Origin of the sequence: Candidatus Aalborgicola defluviihabitans (assembly GCF_016705985.1) — a bacterium.
GTDB classification, from domain to species: domain Bacteria; phylum Pseudomonadota; class Gammaproteobacteria; order Burkholderiales; family Burkholderiaceae_C; genus Allorhodoferax; species Allorhodoferax defluviihabitans.
The window spans coordinates 566,973-581,380 of the sequence record NZ_JADJKN010000002.1; the positions used below are offsets into that span (position 1 = coordinate 566,973).

The 14,408-nt window shown below is 59.1% G+C and carries 15 protein-coding genes; 3 read left to right on the forward strand and 12 right to left on the reverse strand.

Annotation, left to right across the window (positions count from 1 at the left end):
• Window positions 1–8: 8 nt before the first annotated feature.
• Window positions 9–887, forward strand: coding sequence for a Rossmann-like and DUF2520 domain-containing protein (locus IPI80_RS03125; protein ID WP_413857041.1), 879 nt, complete (start codon window positions 9–11; stop codon window positions 885–887).
• A 40-nt stretch (window positions 888–927) separates the two neighbouring features.
• Here the strand turns inward: IPI80_RS03125 and IPI80_RS03130 are convergent, their stop codons facing one another.
• From IPI80_RS03130 to IPI80_RS03165, 8 genes are all read right to left on the reverse strand, one after another.
• The gene (locus IPI80_RS03130) at window positions 928–1,725 is read right to left on the reverse strand and encodes a phosphatase PAP2 family protein (RefSeq protein ID WP_413857043.1); all 798 of its coding nucleotides are present in this window, start codon (window positions 1,723–1,725) and stop codon (window positions 928–930) included.
• Window positions 1,726–1,742: 17 nt separating this feature from the next.
• The gene (locus tag IPI80_RS03135; RefSeq protein WP_413857045.1) at window positions 1,743–3,254 is read right to left on the reverse strand and encodes an ArnT family glycosyltransferase; all 1,512 of its coding nucleotides are present in this window, start codon (window positions 3,252–3,254) and stop codon (window positions 1,743–1,745) included.
• A gap of 99 nt (window positions 3,255–3,353) precedes the next feature.
• On the reverse strand, window positions 3,354–4,298 hold the full coding sequence (locus IPI80_RS03140) for a branched-chain amino acid ABC transporter permease (protein WP_413857047.1): 945 nt from the start codon (window positions 4,296–4,298) through the stop codon (window positions 3,354–3,356).
• Window positions 4,298–5,182 (reverse strand): branched-chain amino acid ABC transporter permease, encoded by an 885-nt coding sequence (locus IPI80_RS03145; protein WP_413857049.1) that lies wholly within the window; start codon window positions 5,180–5,182, stop codon window positions 4,298–4,300. The genes IPI80_RS03140 and IPI80_RS03145 overlap by 1 nt, the downstream gene beginning before the upstream one ends.
• Before the next feature lie 15 nt (window positions 5,183–5,197).
• A complete protein-coding gene (locus IPI80_RS03150; protein ID WP_413857051.1) occupies window positions 5,198–6,412 on the reverse strand; it encodes an ABC transporter substrate-binding protein in 1,215 nt (404 codons plus the stop codon).
• Between the two features lie 37 nt (window positions 6,413–6,449).
• Window positions 6,450–7,154 carry an ABC transporter ATP-binding protein gene (locus tag IPI80_RS03155; RefSeq protein WP_413857053.1) on the reverse strand — a complete coding sequence of 235 codons (705 nt, stop codon included), beginning with the start codon at window positions 7,152–7,154 and terminating at the stop codon, window positions 6,450–6,452.
• A gap of 2 nt (window positions 7,155–7,156) precedes the next feature.
• Window positions 7,157–7,930 carry an ABC transporter ATP-binding protein gene (locus IPI80_RS03160; RefSeq protein WP_413857584.1) on the reverse strand — a complete coding sequence of 258 codons (774 nt, stop codon included), beginning with the start codon at window positions 7,928–7,930 and terminating at the stop codon, window positions 7,157–7,159.
• 103 nt (window positions 7,931–8,033) lie between these two features.
• Window positions 8,034–9,497, reverse strand: a complete 1,464-nt coding sequence (locus IPI80_RS03165) for a diguanylate cyclase domain-containing protein (protein ID WP_413857055.1) — start codon at window positions 9,495–9,497, stop codon at window positions 8,034–8,036.
• Window positions 9,498–9,584: 87 nt separating this feature from the next.
• On the opposite strand from IPI80_RS03165, the gene IPI80_RS03170 reads away from it, so the two are divergent.
• Both IPI80_RS03170 and IPI80_RS03175 read left to right on the forward strand, forming a co-directional pair.
• Window positions 9,585–10,013: a YbaN family protein gene (locus tag IPI80_RS03170; RefSeq protein WP_413857057.1), complete on the forward strand. Its 429-nt coding sequence runs from the start codon at window positions 9,585–9,587 to the stop codon at window positions 10,011–10,013.
• Between the two features lie 21 nt (window positions 10,014–10,034).
• Window positions 10,035–10,817: a class II glutamine amidotransferase gene (locus IPI80_RS03175; protein WP_413857059.1), complete on the forward strand. Its 783-nt coding sequence runs from the start codon at window positions 10,035–10,037 to the stop codon at window positions 10,815–10,817.
• Here IPI80_RS03175 and IPI80_RS03180 read toward each other — a convergent pair.
• The 4 genes from IPI80_RS03180 to IPI80_RS03195 form a co-directional block, all read right to left on the reverse strand.
• Complete coding sequence (locus IPI80_RS03180) at window positions 10,814–11,602, reverse strand: metal ABC transporter permease (protein ID WP_413857061.1); 789 nt, start codon at window positions 11,600–11,602, stop codon at window positions 10,814–10,816. The genes IPI80_RS03175 and IPI80_RS03180 overlap by 4 nt on opposite strands.
• Window positions 11,599–12,507, reverse strand: coding sequence for a metal ABC transporter substrate-binding protein (locus tag IPI80_RS03185; protein ID WP_413857063.1), 909 nt, complete (start codon window positions 12,505–12,507; stop codon window positions 11,599–11,601). Before IPI80_RS03185 ends, IPI80_RS03180 begins: the two co-directional genes overlap by 4 nt.
• A gap of 27 nt (window positions 12,508–12,534) precedes the next feature.
• The gene (locus IPI80_RS03190) at window positions 12,535–13,929 is read right to left on the reverse strand and encodes a hypothetical protein (protein WP_413857065.1); all 1,395 of its coding nucleotides are present in this window, start codon (window positions 13,927–13,929) and stop codon (window positions 12,535–12,537) included.
• Window positions 13,930–14,003: 74 nt separating this feature from the next.
• Window positions 14,004–14,348: a hypothetical protein gene (locus tag IPI80_RS03195; RefSeq protein ID WP_413857067.1), complete on the reverse strand. Its 345-nt coding sequence runs from the start codon at window positions 14,346–14,348 to the stop codon at window positions 14,004–14,006.
• Between the last annotated feature and the right edge of the window lie 60 nt (window positions 14,349–14,408).

Here is a 14,408-nt window from a genome sequence, read left to right on the forward strand (position 1 = left end):
AGCCCACCATGAAGGCCCTATCACCAAAAACCCAGCACCAACCGCGCTTGAATATCGTCGGTGCGGGGCGCGTGGCGCAAACGCTGTCGCACCGCTGGCACCAGCAGCGCAGCTTTGTTATTCAGGATGTGCTGACCACGTCGCTGGCCAGTGCGCAAACGGCGTGCGGCGTGATTGGCGCGGGGAATGCGGTCGCTCAGATGGATGCCCTGCGCGATGCCGAGGTTTGGATGCTGGCCGTGCCCGATGCCCAGCTGGCGGCCTGCGCGCAGGCACTGGCAACTGCCCGCTCGGTAGTCGGCTCGCCTGCCGCACACCCAGCTCCCATCGCTTTCCACTGCAGTGGCGCACAAGGCGCTGTCACGCTGGCACCTCTGTCGGCGCTGGGCTGGCGGGTGGCCAGTGCCCATTGCATTTTGAGCTTTGCATCGGTGAGCGCAGCGCTGGAGCAATTTCCCGGAACGCCCTGCGCGCTGGAGGGCGACGCGTCGGCCTGCGACACACTGCGAACAGCATTCACCGCCATTGGCGCGCATTGCTTTGATGTGGCCAGCAGCGACAAGCTGCTCTACCACGCAGCAGCTGTGTTTGCCACCAACTTTCTGCCAGTGTTGCAGGCCACGGCCGAAGACCTGTGGCAGTCCACCGGCATGCCAACAGAGCTGATTCCCCATCTGCGCGCCACGCTCTTGCGCAACGCCGTGGCCAACATCACCGCGTTGGGGCCGCAAGCTGCGTTAACCGGCCCGGCTGCGCGGGGCGACACCGCCGCCATTGCGCGCCAGGGGGCGGCGGTTACCGCGTGGGATGCACCAACCGGTGCGGCCTATGCAGCGCTCAGCGCGCTGGCGCTGCGGCTGGCGGCCAAGATTCCGGGGAATCCCTAGGGAAATTGGTCTCTAGCCCTCGTCGGCTATATATAAACAGCTATCGATTTGATAGTGAACTGGTTTGTGCCGCACGATTCTGCTGCACAAAGCGCCACAGCGATGCCAGCACCACCAGCACCAGCGCATATTGCAGAGGTTGGTTTTCGTCGAAGTCCTGTGCCTCAGTCGCCAAAAAGTAGGCGCTAACAGCCACCAGCAACGCCACCAAACGCAGGCTCCAGGCTGTGGGTTGCAGGTGCTTGGTGTCCATACGCGCCAGCAGGCGCGTGCCCAGCATGCCCGCCAGCAGGCCCAGACTAAGGCCGACCACCACATCACCCGGCCAGTGCGCACCCACCGCAATGCGCGACAAGCCAGTACCCGCCGCCAAAACAAACAGCCACAGGTAGCGCTTGCGCCCTTGCTGCGGCAGGGAGAAGTAGATAGCCGATGCCACCGCAAAGGCGGTCAACGTGTGGCCCGATGGCATGGAAACGTTATGCAGTGTTTCACCAACGATACGAATCTGGTCGTTGTCTACCAGAGCGGCTGGGCGTGGACTTTCGATCAGGCCCTTGCCAACGCGCGCAAACACCACTGCAAAGGGTGCGGCGCACAACCAGGCCCACATCAGGCGCGGCGCCAGTACCAAGAGTGGTGCGGTCACCCCCAAAACAGCCCAGGCGTTGCCCAGCAGGGACAAACCGGTCCACACCGTTGCCGCCACGGGTGCGCACAGGTGGTTGATGGCCACAAACATGGCTGGCTCAAAGCGGTGCAGCCACAGTGGCGCGCCCAAGACAAACAGCAGAACAGGCAGTAACCACAGGCGCAGGGGAATGGAGGAAACAGGCATCAGGATTCGCATTGCAATCAGGGACTGTGCAATTGGGGTTGTGGCTGGCCGGACCAGCCATGGCAGGCGTAGAAGCGGTAGGTGGCAATGGTGGCACCCAATCGCTGTGCGTCTTGCGTGGCCAGCAGGGTGCAGTCGGTAAACCCATGCGCCGCACCCAGCGGTACGGTGTAGGCCAATTGCGACCAGTCCACCAGCAGCGTATCGGCCCCGGCGGGCAAGTCGCCAGCCCACAGGTCGAACTGATCAAACCGGTCCTCCAGCACATGCACTGGCAAGGGGCGCGCATACCAGCCCAGGCGGCTGGCCAGGGTCCAGTTCTGTACGCTCACACTGTGCAGGCCTTGCTGTGCAGCCAGTGTGCGGGCCTGTGCACCCGCTTGTTCCCATCCATACAGATCGGCAAACGGGTTGGACGGTTGGGCGCTGTTGCCCTGGCCGTTGACGTTGGTGATAAAGGGTTGGCCAGCGGTGAACATCAGACCCAGCAAGGCGGCACTAACCGCGCCCTGCATAACCACTAACACTGCAATCAGGCGCCTGCGCCCATCCCGCACACTGCGGGCCAGCCCAATGCCGGCCATTGGCGCCAGCGCCACCCACGCCGGAGCCGTCCAGTGCGGCAGGCTGGTGCCGCCGCCGGCCAACACGGCCAGCACCACAAATGGAACGACAAAGAACCACGCTACAGGCCGCAGCGCAGGTACTACTCCACGGCGCACGCCAGCCCAGCCCCACCACAGCAAGGGGCCATACGCCAGCACTTGCACCAGTAGAAACCGCACAACCTGCACGGCCCGCCAGCCCCCACCGGCCCCATGCTGGGCCTGGTAGGTGAACGATATCCAGTGGTTGGTGTGGTTCCAGTACACCACGGGCAACACCAGTACCACGGCAATGACGACGGCCAGCCACGGCCAGAGGTTGCGAAGGAGACGGGCACCATGGGCCTGCAAGAGGCACAGCGCCACCGCCAGCGCGACAAATATGGCGGTGTACTTGCTCAGGCCCGCCAGCCCCAGCAGCAAGCCCAGCAGCAGCCAAGGCATGGGGCGGCGAACGGCGGCGACATCCATCAGGTCCAGGGTCAACCACATCACCGCCACAGTCCAAAATACCAGCAAGGTGTCGGGCAGGAGTCCAATGCCCAGCACATGCAGCAAGGGCGCAAAGGCCAGCACCAACACCGCCCAAAAGCCTGCACGCCCAAAGGCCAGCGGTTGCGCGCCAGCCTGCAAACGTTCGGCCAGGCCATGCACCAGCAGTGCCGTGCCCAGCCACAACAGTTCGGGTAGCAACCGCAGTACCCAAGTGGGCGCGTGCACAGCCACCAGCGGCCACTGTGCCCAGCCTACCAGGGGGGGATGGTCGAAGTAACTCCAGTCAGGGTGCGCTGCGTACAGGGCGTAGTGCGCCTCGTCCACTGACAGCCCCAGAGACGCACCCAACACACCATGCAGGGCACAGGCCAAGGCCAGCAGCAGCCAGCTAGCGCGGGGCAGGTTCAGCAAGGGAGGGGTTGAGCGCAAGGGTGGCAATTGGCAAATTGAAACCCCCGCAGTCTAAAGGAACCGGTGGGACCGGTTCAGCGCCATGAAACGCGGCGCAGTGGGGAAACTACAAACCGCCTACGGCTTGCGGGTACGCTGCTGGTAGGCCAGCAATTCGCCCACAAAGCCGCGGCGGAAGGCCACCACGCAGACAACAAAAATGACGCCGATGATCACCGTGACCCAGGAACCCACGCGATCGGCCAGGTAATTTTGCAGCCCGATGATGGTGAAGGCCCCGAGAACCGGGCCAGCAAAAGTGCCCATGCCACCCAACAGCGTCATCAGTATCACTTCACCCGACAGGGACCAGTGTGCGTCGGACAGCGTCGCGAACCCCAGCACCAACGTCTTCATGGAACCCGCCAGACCGGCCAGCCCTGTGCTGAGCACATAGGCCAGCAGTTTGTACTTATCCACGTCATAACCCAGCGAAATGGCACGGGGCTCGTTCTCGCGGATGGCTTTGAGCACCTGCCCATAGGGCGAATGGACCACGCGGATGATGAATGCAAACACAGCCACAAAAACCGCCAACACCACGTAGTACATCACCTTGTCATTGAGCAGGGGAATCAGGCCAAACAGGGTTCCACGGGGCACACCCTGCAGGCCGTCTTCGCCTCCGGTGAAGGGTGCTTGCAGAAACAGGAAGTACAGCATCTGCGCCATGGCCAGTGTGACCATGGCAAAGTAAATACCCTGGCGCCGGATGGCAATCAGCCCCACCAACAACCCGGTGCTTGCGGCGATGAGGGTGCCCCCCAGCACACCAGCCTCTGGGCTCCAACCGGCGGTGCGCACCAGCCAGCCCGTGCAATATGCAGCGGCGGCGAAGTAAGCCGCGTGGCCGAACGACAGCAAGCCGGTAAACCCCAATAGCAGGTTAAACGCGCAGGCAAAGATGGCAAAGCACAGGGCCGTCATTATGAAGATCGGGTACAGGCCAATAAATGGCGCGGCCACCAGAATCGCCAGACCGGCAAACCAGGCCAGACGGCCAAGACGGGGGTCGAGCGTCATTACATTTCCTTCCCAAACAGACCAGCGGGCCGGATCATCAGAACGATGGCCATGATCACAAACACCACAATGCTCGACGCTTCGGGATAAAACACCTTGGTCAGACCTTCAATAATGCCCAGCATCAGACCAGTCAGAATGGAACCCATGATGGAGCCCATGCCACCAATCACCACCACGGCAAACACCACAATGATCAGATTACTGCCCATGAGCGGGTTGATCTGGATCACCGGCGCAGCCAGCACACCGGCAATCGCGGCCAGGCCGGAACCCGCTGCGTAGGTGAGCATCACCATCAGCGGGACATTGATGCCAAAGGCCTGCACCAGTGCGGGGTTTTCGGTGCCGGCACGCAAGTAAGAGCCCAGGCGGGTGCGCTCGATGGTGTACCAGGTGGTCAGGCACACGACCAGCGACGCCACAATCACAAATGCGCGGTAGTTGGGCAGCACCATGAAGCCCAGGTTGGTCGCGCCCTGCAACAGATCGGGCACGGGGTACTGCTGCCCCGAGACACCGAACTGGTCGCGAAAAACACCCTCGGCAATCAGCGCCAGACCGAAGGTCATCAACAGGCCGTAGATCGGATCGATCTTGTACAGCCGCTTGAGCAGCGTGCGCTCAATCAACACACCCAAGGCGCCCACCACCAAGGGGGCAATGATGAGTGCCATCCAGAAGTTGAGGCCGGCGTATTCCATGCAGCCCCAAGCCACGTACGCGCCAATCATGTACAGCGCGCCGTGGGCAAAGTTGACGATCCCCAGCAGACCGAAGATCACCGCCAGCCCCAGGCTGAGCATGGCGTAAAAGGAGCCGTTCACCAGGCCCAGCATCAGCTGGCCCAGGAACGCTTGCAACGGTATGCCGAAGATTTCCACCGATTCAGTCCTTGCTTATTTCCAGAGTGCGCACTTCGACTCGGCCTTGGTCGTGAAGGCCACGTCACCCTTGATGGTTTCCACCACGTTGTAGTAATCCCATGGCTCGGTGCTCTTGTCAGGCGACTTCACTTGCATCAGGTACATGTCGTGGACCATGCGGCCGTCGTCACGGATGTAACCACCCTTGGCATACATGTCGTTGATCTTGCTCTTGCGCAACTGGGCCAGCGATTTGGTTCCATCATCAGTACCAGCAGCCTTGACGGCAGCAAGGTAGTTGGCAGTGGCGGAGTAGTCGGCAGCCTGGATGGAGGAAGGCATGCGCTTCATCTTCTCGAAGAAACGACGGCTCCAGGTACGAGCTTCGGCATCCTTGTTCCAGTACCAGCTGTCGGTCAGGTACATTCCCTGCGTAGTTTTAAGGCCCAAGGAGTGAATGTCGTTGATGAAGACCAGCAGGCCCGCCAGCTTCATGGTCTTGGTCACGCCAAATTCATTGGCGGCCTTGATGGCGTTGATGGTGTCGCCACCGGCATTGGCCAGACCCAGAACCTGCGCCTTGCTGCTTTGTGCCTGCAGCAGGAAAGAAGAGAAGTCACTGGCATTGAGCGGTGCGCGCACGGAGCCAACTACCGTTCCACCCGCAGCCTTCACCACGGCGGTGGTGTCGTTTTGCAGCGCAGTGCCAAAGGCGTAATCTGCCGTCAGGAAGAACCAGCTCTTGCCACCAGCCTTGACCACGGCACCGCCGGTTCCCTTGGCCAGCGCCACGGTGTCATAGGCGTAGTGCACGGTGTAGGGAGAGCATTGCTCATTGGTCAGCGCCGAGGAGCCTGGGCCAATGGCAATAAAGGGTTTCTTCTTCTCGGCAGCCACCTTGGCCATAGCCAAGGCAGTACCGGAATTGGTACCACCCAGCAACATGTCCAGTCCCTGGGTGTCAAACCACTCGCGGGCCTTGGCTGCAGCGACGTCGGCCTTGTTCTGGTGGTCGGCATAGACCACTTCGATCTTCTTGCCATTGATGGCGCCACCCGCATCGGCCACAGCCATCTTGATGGCTTCCACGCCACCCATGCCGTCGATGTCGGCATACACGCTGGACATGTCCGTAATGATGCCAATGCGAATCACATTGTCTGAAATCTGGGCTTGTGCCGTACCAACGGTGCCTAGAGCGAGCGTGGATACCAGCCCGCAGGCTAAAGCGATTTTGGTGAGTTTCATAGCGTATCTCCTAAGTAGTTATCAAGGGCCAAAAAAATCAAACACCCAGGTACTCGTGCAGTTTTTCCATCTTTTCTGGAAGCTGCGCCTGGGTGAATTCCTGCAAAATATTTCCATGCTCCATGACCAGAAACCGGTCGGCCAAGGGCGCCGCAAACCGGAAGTTCTGCTCGACCATGACGATGGTGTAGCCCTGCTTGCGCAGCGCCAGAACCATCTCGGCCAGCTTTTGCACAATGACAGGGGCCAAGCCTTCGGAAATCTCGTCGAGCAACAACAACTTGGCGCCCGTGCGCAAAATGCGCGCCACGGCCAGCATCTGCTGCTCACCGCCCGACAGGCGCGTGCCCTGGCTTTGGGAACGCTCTTTCAGGTTGGGGAACATGGCGTAAATCTGGTCCAGACCCATGCCGCCGGGTGCCAGCACGGGGGGCAACAACAGGTTCTCTTCGGTGGACAGACTGGAAAAGATACCCCGTTCCTCCGGGCAATAACCCAAACCCAGGCGTGCAATGCGGTGGGTGGCCATGTCAATGGTTTCGACACCCTTGACGCGGATGGAACCCTTGCGGCTACCGGTCAGGCCCATGATGGCGCGCATGGTGCTGGTGCGGCCCGCACCATTGCGGCCCAGCAGCGTCAACACTTCGCCTTCGTTCACGTGGAAACTGGCTCCGTGCAGGACATGCGATTCGCCATACCAGGCGTGCAGATCGCGGACTTCAAGAAAAGGTTGCGCCATAGTCAATGCGCCCCTTTGAGTTCGACGTTGGCACTGCCCATGTAGGCCTCAATGACCGCCGGGTTACGGGACACCTCGGCATAGGGCCCTTCGGCCAGCGTGGCGCCCCGCTGCAGCACCGTGATGGTGTCGGCAATGGTGGAGACCACACTCATGTTGTGCTCGACCATCAAAATGGTGCGGTTGACTGACACTTTTTTGATCAGGTTGCGGATGCGATCTACGTCCTCCAGGCCCATGCCCTGCGTGGGCTCGTCCAGCAGCATCAGCTTGGGGTCCATGGCCAGTGTGGTCGCAATTTCCAGGGCGCGCTTACGCCCATAGCTCAGTTCCACGGCGGTCAGCTTGGCAAATTCCTGCAGGTCCACGGCTTCGAGCAGCTCCATGGCCTTGCGATCGAGATGATGCAGGCTATTCTCCGATTTCCAGAAATGGAACGAGCTGCCCAGGGTTCGTTGCAACGCCACACGCACGTTCTCCAGCACGGTGAGGTGGGGGAACACCGCCGAAATCTGGAACGAACGAATCACGCCACGCCGCGCAATACGTGCGGACGACTCCCCCGTGATGTCCGTACCGTCAAACAGGATCTGGCCCGAGGTGGGGATCAAGAATTTGGTAAGCAGGTTGAAGCAGGTGGTCTTGCCAGCTCCATTGGGACCAATCAGCGCATGAATGCTGCCACGGCGCACCCTCAGGTCCACCTTGTCGACGGCCACAAAGCCCTTGAATTCCTTGGTCAGCTGTTTCGTCTCCAGGATGCAGTCCACCGTGATGTGTCTCCGTTGAATAGCGCGAGGTTAGTTTCAGTTCCCACTTGCCGCAATACGGGCAACTACTTTGGGGTAAACCCCTGACTTTTGCGTCACGTTGGAGACATCAACCGCGACGCCGCTCCAGCTTGCTTTCATCGTAGTAACGCGTCTTCTCGCGAAACATGGCCTGATCCGCCTCGTGCAGGGCCGCCTCAACCTCACCAGCCGCTTTGCAACTGGCAATGCCGATGGCCATACTCAGGCGCTGGCCCGTGTAGAACTGGTTGTTCATCTCGATCATGGATTCGATGCGTTCCTGCAGGCCAGCGGCCACGCGGTCATCACAACCAGGCATCAGGGCAATGAACTCGTCGCCACCAATCCGCGCTACGCAGTAGGGATAGCCTGCCGTGGCACTGGTCAGCACCTCGCCAGCGCGCCGCAACACGGCGTCCCCGGCAGCATGGCCCTCTGCGTCGTTGATGCGCTTGAGGCCGTTGAGGTCCATGGCCATGATGGTCAGGGGCCACGGGCCTTTGCGGGAAATACGGTTGAGCTCGTCGACGTAGAACGCGCGGTTGCGCAGCCGTGTAAGGGCATCGTGCTTGCCAAGGTACTCCAAATACGCCTCGGCCTTCTTGCGTGCGGTAATGTCCACCAGCGACACCAGAACCAAACCCCAGGTGTCCAGGTAACCGGGCAGCACGGCGAACTGCATGTGGATGTTGATCAGCTCGCCGCTGAGCGAATAGTTCACCACCTCGCGCAGCTGCACCGTCTTGCCATCCCACAGGTCCAGCAGTTGTTCGGCAAATGACTCATGCATTTCATCGCGAAATACCACCCCAAGACGGCTCAACAGCTCACTTTGACTGGCCGCCGAGAACATGGTCAGCGTCTGGCGGTTTACTTCCAGGACCCGTATTTCCTCCATGCAGCGGCTGACAAATTCCTGATGCACGCTGATGAACACACGAAAGTCCTGTATGCCCTGTGACCGTGCCTCATCCAGCAGGCGCTTGACGCCGCTGAAGTCTTCCACCCACAGTGACACGGGCGAGTAGTCAAACAGATCACGAGCATACTGTTCACTCACTGTCAGTTTGTGCTGTGCCTGGCGGGCCTGGGTGATGTCCTGTAGCGACACCATGACCCGCTCCCACGTGTCTTCATAACCCTGCAACACCCGCACATGAATTTGCACGTCGATGCGGCGTCCATCCAGTGCGTAGTTGACAGTCTGGTTGGAAAACTCCAGCTGCCCCTGCCAGAGGTAGTTCAGCTCCTGGGATATCTGTGCCATGGTGTCGTCGCGAAACACTTCTGACAGACGATCAATTAATGCCTGCTGGCTCTCGGCTGCAAATACTTTCAACGTCTGCCGGTTGACCTTGATGACGGTAAGGCTCGCTGCGCACAGCTGAACCCGCGCGGGGTCCTGCGCCAGGTGCGCTGCCAGATCAACGACACCCTGCGCGCGCCACGTGTCAAACAGGCGTTTCAGGGCGCTGTAATGCTCCAGCCAAAGGGAGATGGGAGCAGACTCGAACATCAGTTCAAAATCGGTCTCAGGGTTCGTCTTCGCCATACTTTGCCTCCTGCGACCATTGTCCTCCAGCTTTGCAAGAAATGCCCATGGATAAAATGAGCGAACCGCCTCCGAGCGGTATCGACCATGCCAACCAACAAACCCAACGAGCTACAAACACACACCAAACGTGTGGAATTGCACCGCTCTGCGCTGGTGCGTGGTCTCTACTTGGTGGCGGGAATACTGGCTCTGGTGGCGGGCGTTGCGGGCGCCTTACTGCCGGTCCTGCCCACCACCCCTTTTGTGCTGCTGGCGGCGGCCTGTTTTGCCCGCAGTTCCGACCGGTTCTACAACGCCATGCTCAACCACCGCATAGCCGGCCCCATCATTGCCGACTGGCGGGAACACCACGCCATGCGGCGCAAAACCAAACAGTGGGCAGCGCTGATGATGGTGTTGTCCTTTGGCACCTCTATTCTGGTTGTGCCGACCCTTCAGCTCCAGCTCTTTTTGCTGGGCATGGCATTGGTGCTGGGGTTGTTTATCTGGCGAGTTCCAGTCCGCCCGGAATAGCGCACAGTTACACTAAACAGTATGTGCCAACTCCTGGGAATGAACAGCCACCTGCCGGCCAGCCTGACGCTGAGCTTCTCCGGGTTTTCGCAGCGTGGCGGCAGCACCGACCACCACGCCGATGGCTGGGGCATCGCCTTCTTTGAAAGCGAAGGCAGCGTGCCCGGCAAGGCGGCACGGCACTTTGTGGACAAGGAAAGTGCCGCCACGTCCCCCATTGCGAAGATGCTGCGCAGCTACCCCATCAAAAGCCACAACGTGGTAGCGCACGTGCGCAAAGCCACAATAGGTGAAGTGCGGTTGGAGAACTGCCACCCCTTTGTGCGCGAACTATGGGGGCGCTATTGGTTTTTTGCCCACAATGGCGACCTGAAAGACTTCACCCCGCACCTGCACGGTGCCTTCAAACCCGTAGGCGACACCGACAGTGAGCTGGCCTTTTGCTGGCTGCTGCAAGAGTTGAACAAATCCCACGCCGGTGTGCCCAGCGTACAGGAACTGACCCATACGTTGCGCGAACTCGTGCCCCGCATCGCCAAACATGGCACCTTCAACTTCCTGATGAGCAATGGCCAGGCCCTGTGGGCCCATGCGAGCACCAAGCTGTGCTACGTGCTGCGCCAACACCCCTTCACCCAAGTACAACTCAAGGACGAGGATCTGCGGGTGGACCTGGCCGAATTCAACGGCCCCGACGACCGCCTGGCCATAGTGGTGACCGAGCCGTTAACCACCAACGAAAACTGGGTGGTTATGGCACCGGGAGAGATGAAAGTATTTATGGATGGCTGCCCTCTCCTTTAGGGCGTCGACTTGCCCATATCTTCGTTCACCAGTGACTTGGTTTTCACCGCCCACACCAAAGCACAACACGCAAGCGTCCAGACGATGACAGCGCCGGACGGTAAATCGAGCAGTGCCGAAAGTGCCAGCCCAATTGCATAGCCAACAACGCCAATGGCGTAGGCGCCTGTCAATTGCCGTCCACCTTTTGATGACCGCGTCGCCAATGCGGGAATGATGAGGCTGGAAAACACCAGATACACACCCACCAACTGAACTGAAGCAGTCACTGCCAAGGCAAATACTGCATAGAAACCGAAACGACCAAGTTTGGTGACCCACCCCAATACCATGGCCAACAGGATGATGGCAGAGACGCCGGCCAACCAGATCAATTGTGTCGTATTGACCCATAAAATCTGGCCGACGAGCAGATCCTTCAGGTGTTCGCCACCATGGGGATTCCCGGACAACATGAGGATTCCGGCACAAGCGGCCAGAATAAACACCACTCCAATGAGCGCTTCCTGCTGACGGGGCGCCTTGCGTTCCGTCCAGGTGAGGAGCAACGCGCCGAGCAAAGCGGATACAACGGCCGCAATCTGCACTGCCACCCCACCTTCGGGCAATCCCACTGCGTCGGCAGCAATGACACCAAGTCCCGCAATCTGCGCAATCGCAAGATCAATGAACACGATGCCGCGGTCCAGAACCTGTGCCCCCAGCGGCACGTGGGTCAAAAGAACCAACAGCCCAGCGATGAATGCTGGCCCCAGAATTCCCCAGTCCAATGCACTCCAGTTCATCGTTTTGCTCCAGCTGCAAGCAACCGACTAACCGTGTCGTCAAAAAGACCGAACAGGTCTTTGGCACCATCGGTTCCTCCCACCGTAAAGGCAATCTTGACTGCGGGAACCCCTGCATTGCGGTTCAACCACTCAGAGGCCTTGGAATCCTGATAGGCAGAGTAAATGACCATTCTGGCCGGTGTGCTTTTAAGGGTCAGCAACACTTCCTGTAAATGGGATGCAGTCGGTTCCACTCCGGGTTTGGGCTCCAGCACCGCAACCTCCTTTAGACCCAGCCAGTTATAAAGGTACACATATCCCTTGTGTTGGGACACCACCGAAACACCGCGAATAGGTGCCGCCTGTGCGGTCCATTTATCAATGGCTTGCTGCCATCGCTGGGTAAAGTCTGCCAATCGCTGCGCGTATTGCGCTGCGTTGGCAGGGTCCACCTTTTGCAATCGATCCGCCAACGCAATGGCCACCTCGGTAATGTTTCGGGGGTCAGTCTGGATATGGGGATTACCGGCAGCATGCACATCCCCTTGGCCACGGTCTAGCTGGGTTGGAACATCCAACTTGTGTACAAAGTCTGCGGCGGCAAAGTTGCCGGGCTGTCCTGGTTGAACTTTCCTATTTCCTGACTGCTGCAACAGCAATGGGAGCCATCCAACCTCCAGTTCAGCACCCGTGCAGACCACCATGTCTGCGCTGCGTGCCTTGGCAATCAAACTGGGCTTGGCTTGAATTTGATGGGGGTCCTGTAACGCACTGGTAGCGACAGACACGTCCAACAGATTACCGCCCAACTCCTGCACCAAGGCACCCCATTCAGGCTCACAGGCAAGAACCCGAACGGTTGCAAAAGAGGGCAAGGAAGCAAGTGCGGCCACAGTTGCAAATACCCATTTGATGTGTTTCATATTTTGTAATCCTTGTGTTTGACTGGGTCAATAGCCGTGTGCGCCATGTGCGCCAAGGCTCATCTGGTACTGGAGGAACAGTTGGTTGTCAGTTTGGTTCTCACGGGCCCGGTCCTGCGATAGCTGTAACCTCACGCGCGAAAACTCACTGGGGTTGTAGTCCAGCATCACCGAATCCTTTGAGGGTCGATAACCCGTTCCCAAAAGCGCGGTGGAGTTGATACCGGAATTGGGAGAGCCCGCATCCAATTGTTCGGTGCGCAATCCCACGCGCCACTCGGGCATGAATTGGTAGACTCCTTGCAGATACCAACCTGATTGGTTGGCCACATAGCCATCACCGGTATTCGCCCCAGTCACGTCATAGCTCAGTTGGCCGCTGCGTGCACTGGAGATGTACTCGCCCTGGAGCTTGAAGTTGGTCTGTTTGACATTGCCGTTGGGTGCCCATTTCCAGACACCATCCACAATCCAGACCTTGGTGTTGCCGGTAAATGCGCTGGTGACCAAGGTACCGCTGCCATTCAGATTGTCGAGCAGCAAGTCATTGGCCTGTGCCCCAAGCAACGACACGCCGGCGCGCCAGCTATGGCTTTCACCAACATCGCCGCCCGTGTGTAATGTCAGGGCCGACATGCCGGCACCGTTTCGCCCAGTGTTGCTGCCGGGAAAACTCTTGCCGCGCCCCAACTCGAATCCCAGTTCGATGTATTGGTCGGTTGGTGGCAACCAGCTGATTTGAATGCCATCGTCTCCATACTGTGTGCCCAGCAGCGCCTGGTATGCCAAGGGGCTGTCCACGAAGTCCCACGTGTGCGAATGATGCGAATTGAGGTATCCAATCCCCGACAGGAATCGCCCAGCCTTGGCGGTTACACCGTTTCCAAGTGACGTGCTCTGGATATAGGCCTCTTCAACGGAAACCGAATCGTCAGAATGCAGGGAGATGTTGGCCGCCCCCCGCAGCCAGGGGTCAATATTGGCGGAGAATCCCAGCTCAGATTCCGTGAGATTGAAGCCACGCGAGCCCGGCCCCGCGCCTGACACCTTGGACAACTGGAACCCCGCAATGTTGTAATTTGCCGGATCTACCGAGGTGCTTGCATACAACCCTGAAAGAACCAGTGACATCGCCGGGTTGAAAGCATTCGCGTTGGACATGGGGGTTTCTGCGGTCGCAGATGGCTGCGAGGGATTGCTGGTTGCAGCAACCTGCGGCGCTGATGCATTCACCGCGGCGGCATGTTCTGCAACTTCCAGGCGAATCTCCATTGCTTTAATGCGCGTTTCGTAGTCTTGGCGCATGGCGTCAATTTCCTGACGCAGGTTTTGTATTGAAATGGAGTTGGGCTGGGATTGGGCTGTGGCGCACAGGGGTACCGCCATGGCAAGCGCAAAGCTTGCCGACAAAAGTTTCTGCATGGTTTATCCTGAAAATGAAATCCAACGGAACCACCCATACCACGTAGCACGGACGGCACACCGAAAAAATCAAATCAGGAAGGCGGCGCGCGGCTTTCGTAAGACGGCCAAAAATTGACGGTGGGGGGTACCCACGAGTCGGCAACGTAATTCTCCCGGGGAATGGCACCAGCCGGAAAACTCAAGATATTTTTATTTGTCGCGCCACCGAGTGCCGCCAGCGCTGTCAGGCATTGGCCGCAATGGTCTTCGTGAAGGCCGGGAGTGCTGTCATTGCCGCCAACTTGAGCAATCTGCCCTGCATGGATGTGCGAGATCAAATGCGAGGTAGCCGTCATCTGCGCCAAAGGCAACAGAAGCACCATCGCAATCACAAAAGCCAAGCGATTGGTCAACAAAAATCTACGGACGGCGCTCATGATTTAAGAATGATAACTGAGCCGGCTTTTGGGCGAGTTGCCAGCACCGGAATCTGCAAA

What these genes read in the sequence shown, in the direction of transcription:
- IPI80_RS03125 (WP_413857041.1), top strand. Translation starts at nt 9, where the DNA reads ATGAAGGCCCTATCACCAAAAACCCAGCACCAACCGCGCTTGAATATC.
- IPI80_RS03130 (WP_413857043.1), bottom strand. Translation starts at nt 1,725, where the DNA reads ATGCCTGTTTCCTCCATTCCCCTGCGCCTGTGGTTACTGCCTGTTCTG.
- IPI80_RS03140 (WP_413857047.1), bottom strand. Translation starts at nt 4,298, where the DNA reads ATGACGCTCGACCCCCGTCTTGGCCGTCTGGCCTGGTTTGCCGGTCTG.
- IPI80_RS03150 (WP_413857051.1), bottom strand. Translation starts at nt 6,412, where the DNA reads ATGAAACTCACCAAAATCGCTTTAGCCTGCGGGCTGGTATCCACGCTC.
- IPI80_RS03155 (WP_413857053.1), bottom strand. Translation starts at nt 7,154, where the DNA reads ATGGCGCAACCTTTTCTTGAAGTCCGCGATCTGCACGCCTGGTATGGC.
- IPI80_RS03165 (WP_413857055.1), bottom strand. Translation starts at nt 9,497, where the DNA reads ATGGCGAAGACGAACCCTGAGACCGATTTTGAACTGATGTTCGAGTCT.
- IPI80_RS03170 (WP_413857057.1), top strand. Translation starts at nt 9,585, where the DNA reads ATGCCAACCAACAAACCCAACGAGCTACAAACACACACCAAACGTGTG.
- IPI80_RS03175 (WP_413857059.1), top strand. Translation starts at nt 10,035, where the DNA reads ATGTGCCAACTCCTGGGAATGAACAGCCACCTGCCGGCCAGCCTGACG.
- IPI80_RS03180 (WP_413857061.1), bottom strand. Translation starts at nt 11,602, where the DNA reads ATGAACTGGAGTGCATTGGACTGGGGAATTCTGGGGCCAGCATTCATC.
- IPI80_RS03185 (WP_413857063.1), bottom strand. Translation starts at nt 12,507, where the DNA reads ATGAAACACATCAAATGGGTATTTGCAACTGTGGCCGCACTTGCTTCC.
- IPI80_RS03190 (WP_413857065.1), bottom strand. Translation starts at nt 13,929, where the DNA reads ATGCAGAAACTTTTGTCGGCAAGCTTTGCGCTTGCCATGGCGGTACCC.
- IPI80_RS03195 (WP_413857067.1), bottom strand. Translation starts at nt 14,348, where the DNA reads ATGAGCGCCGTCCGTAGATTTTTGTTGACCAATCGCTTGGCTTTTGTG.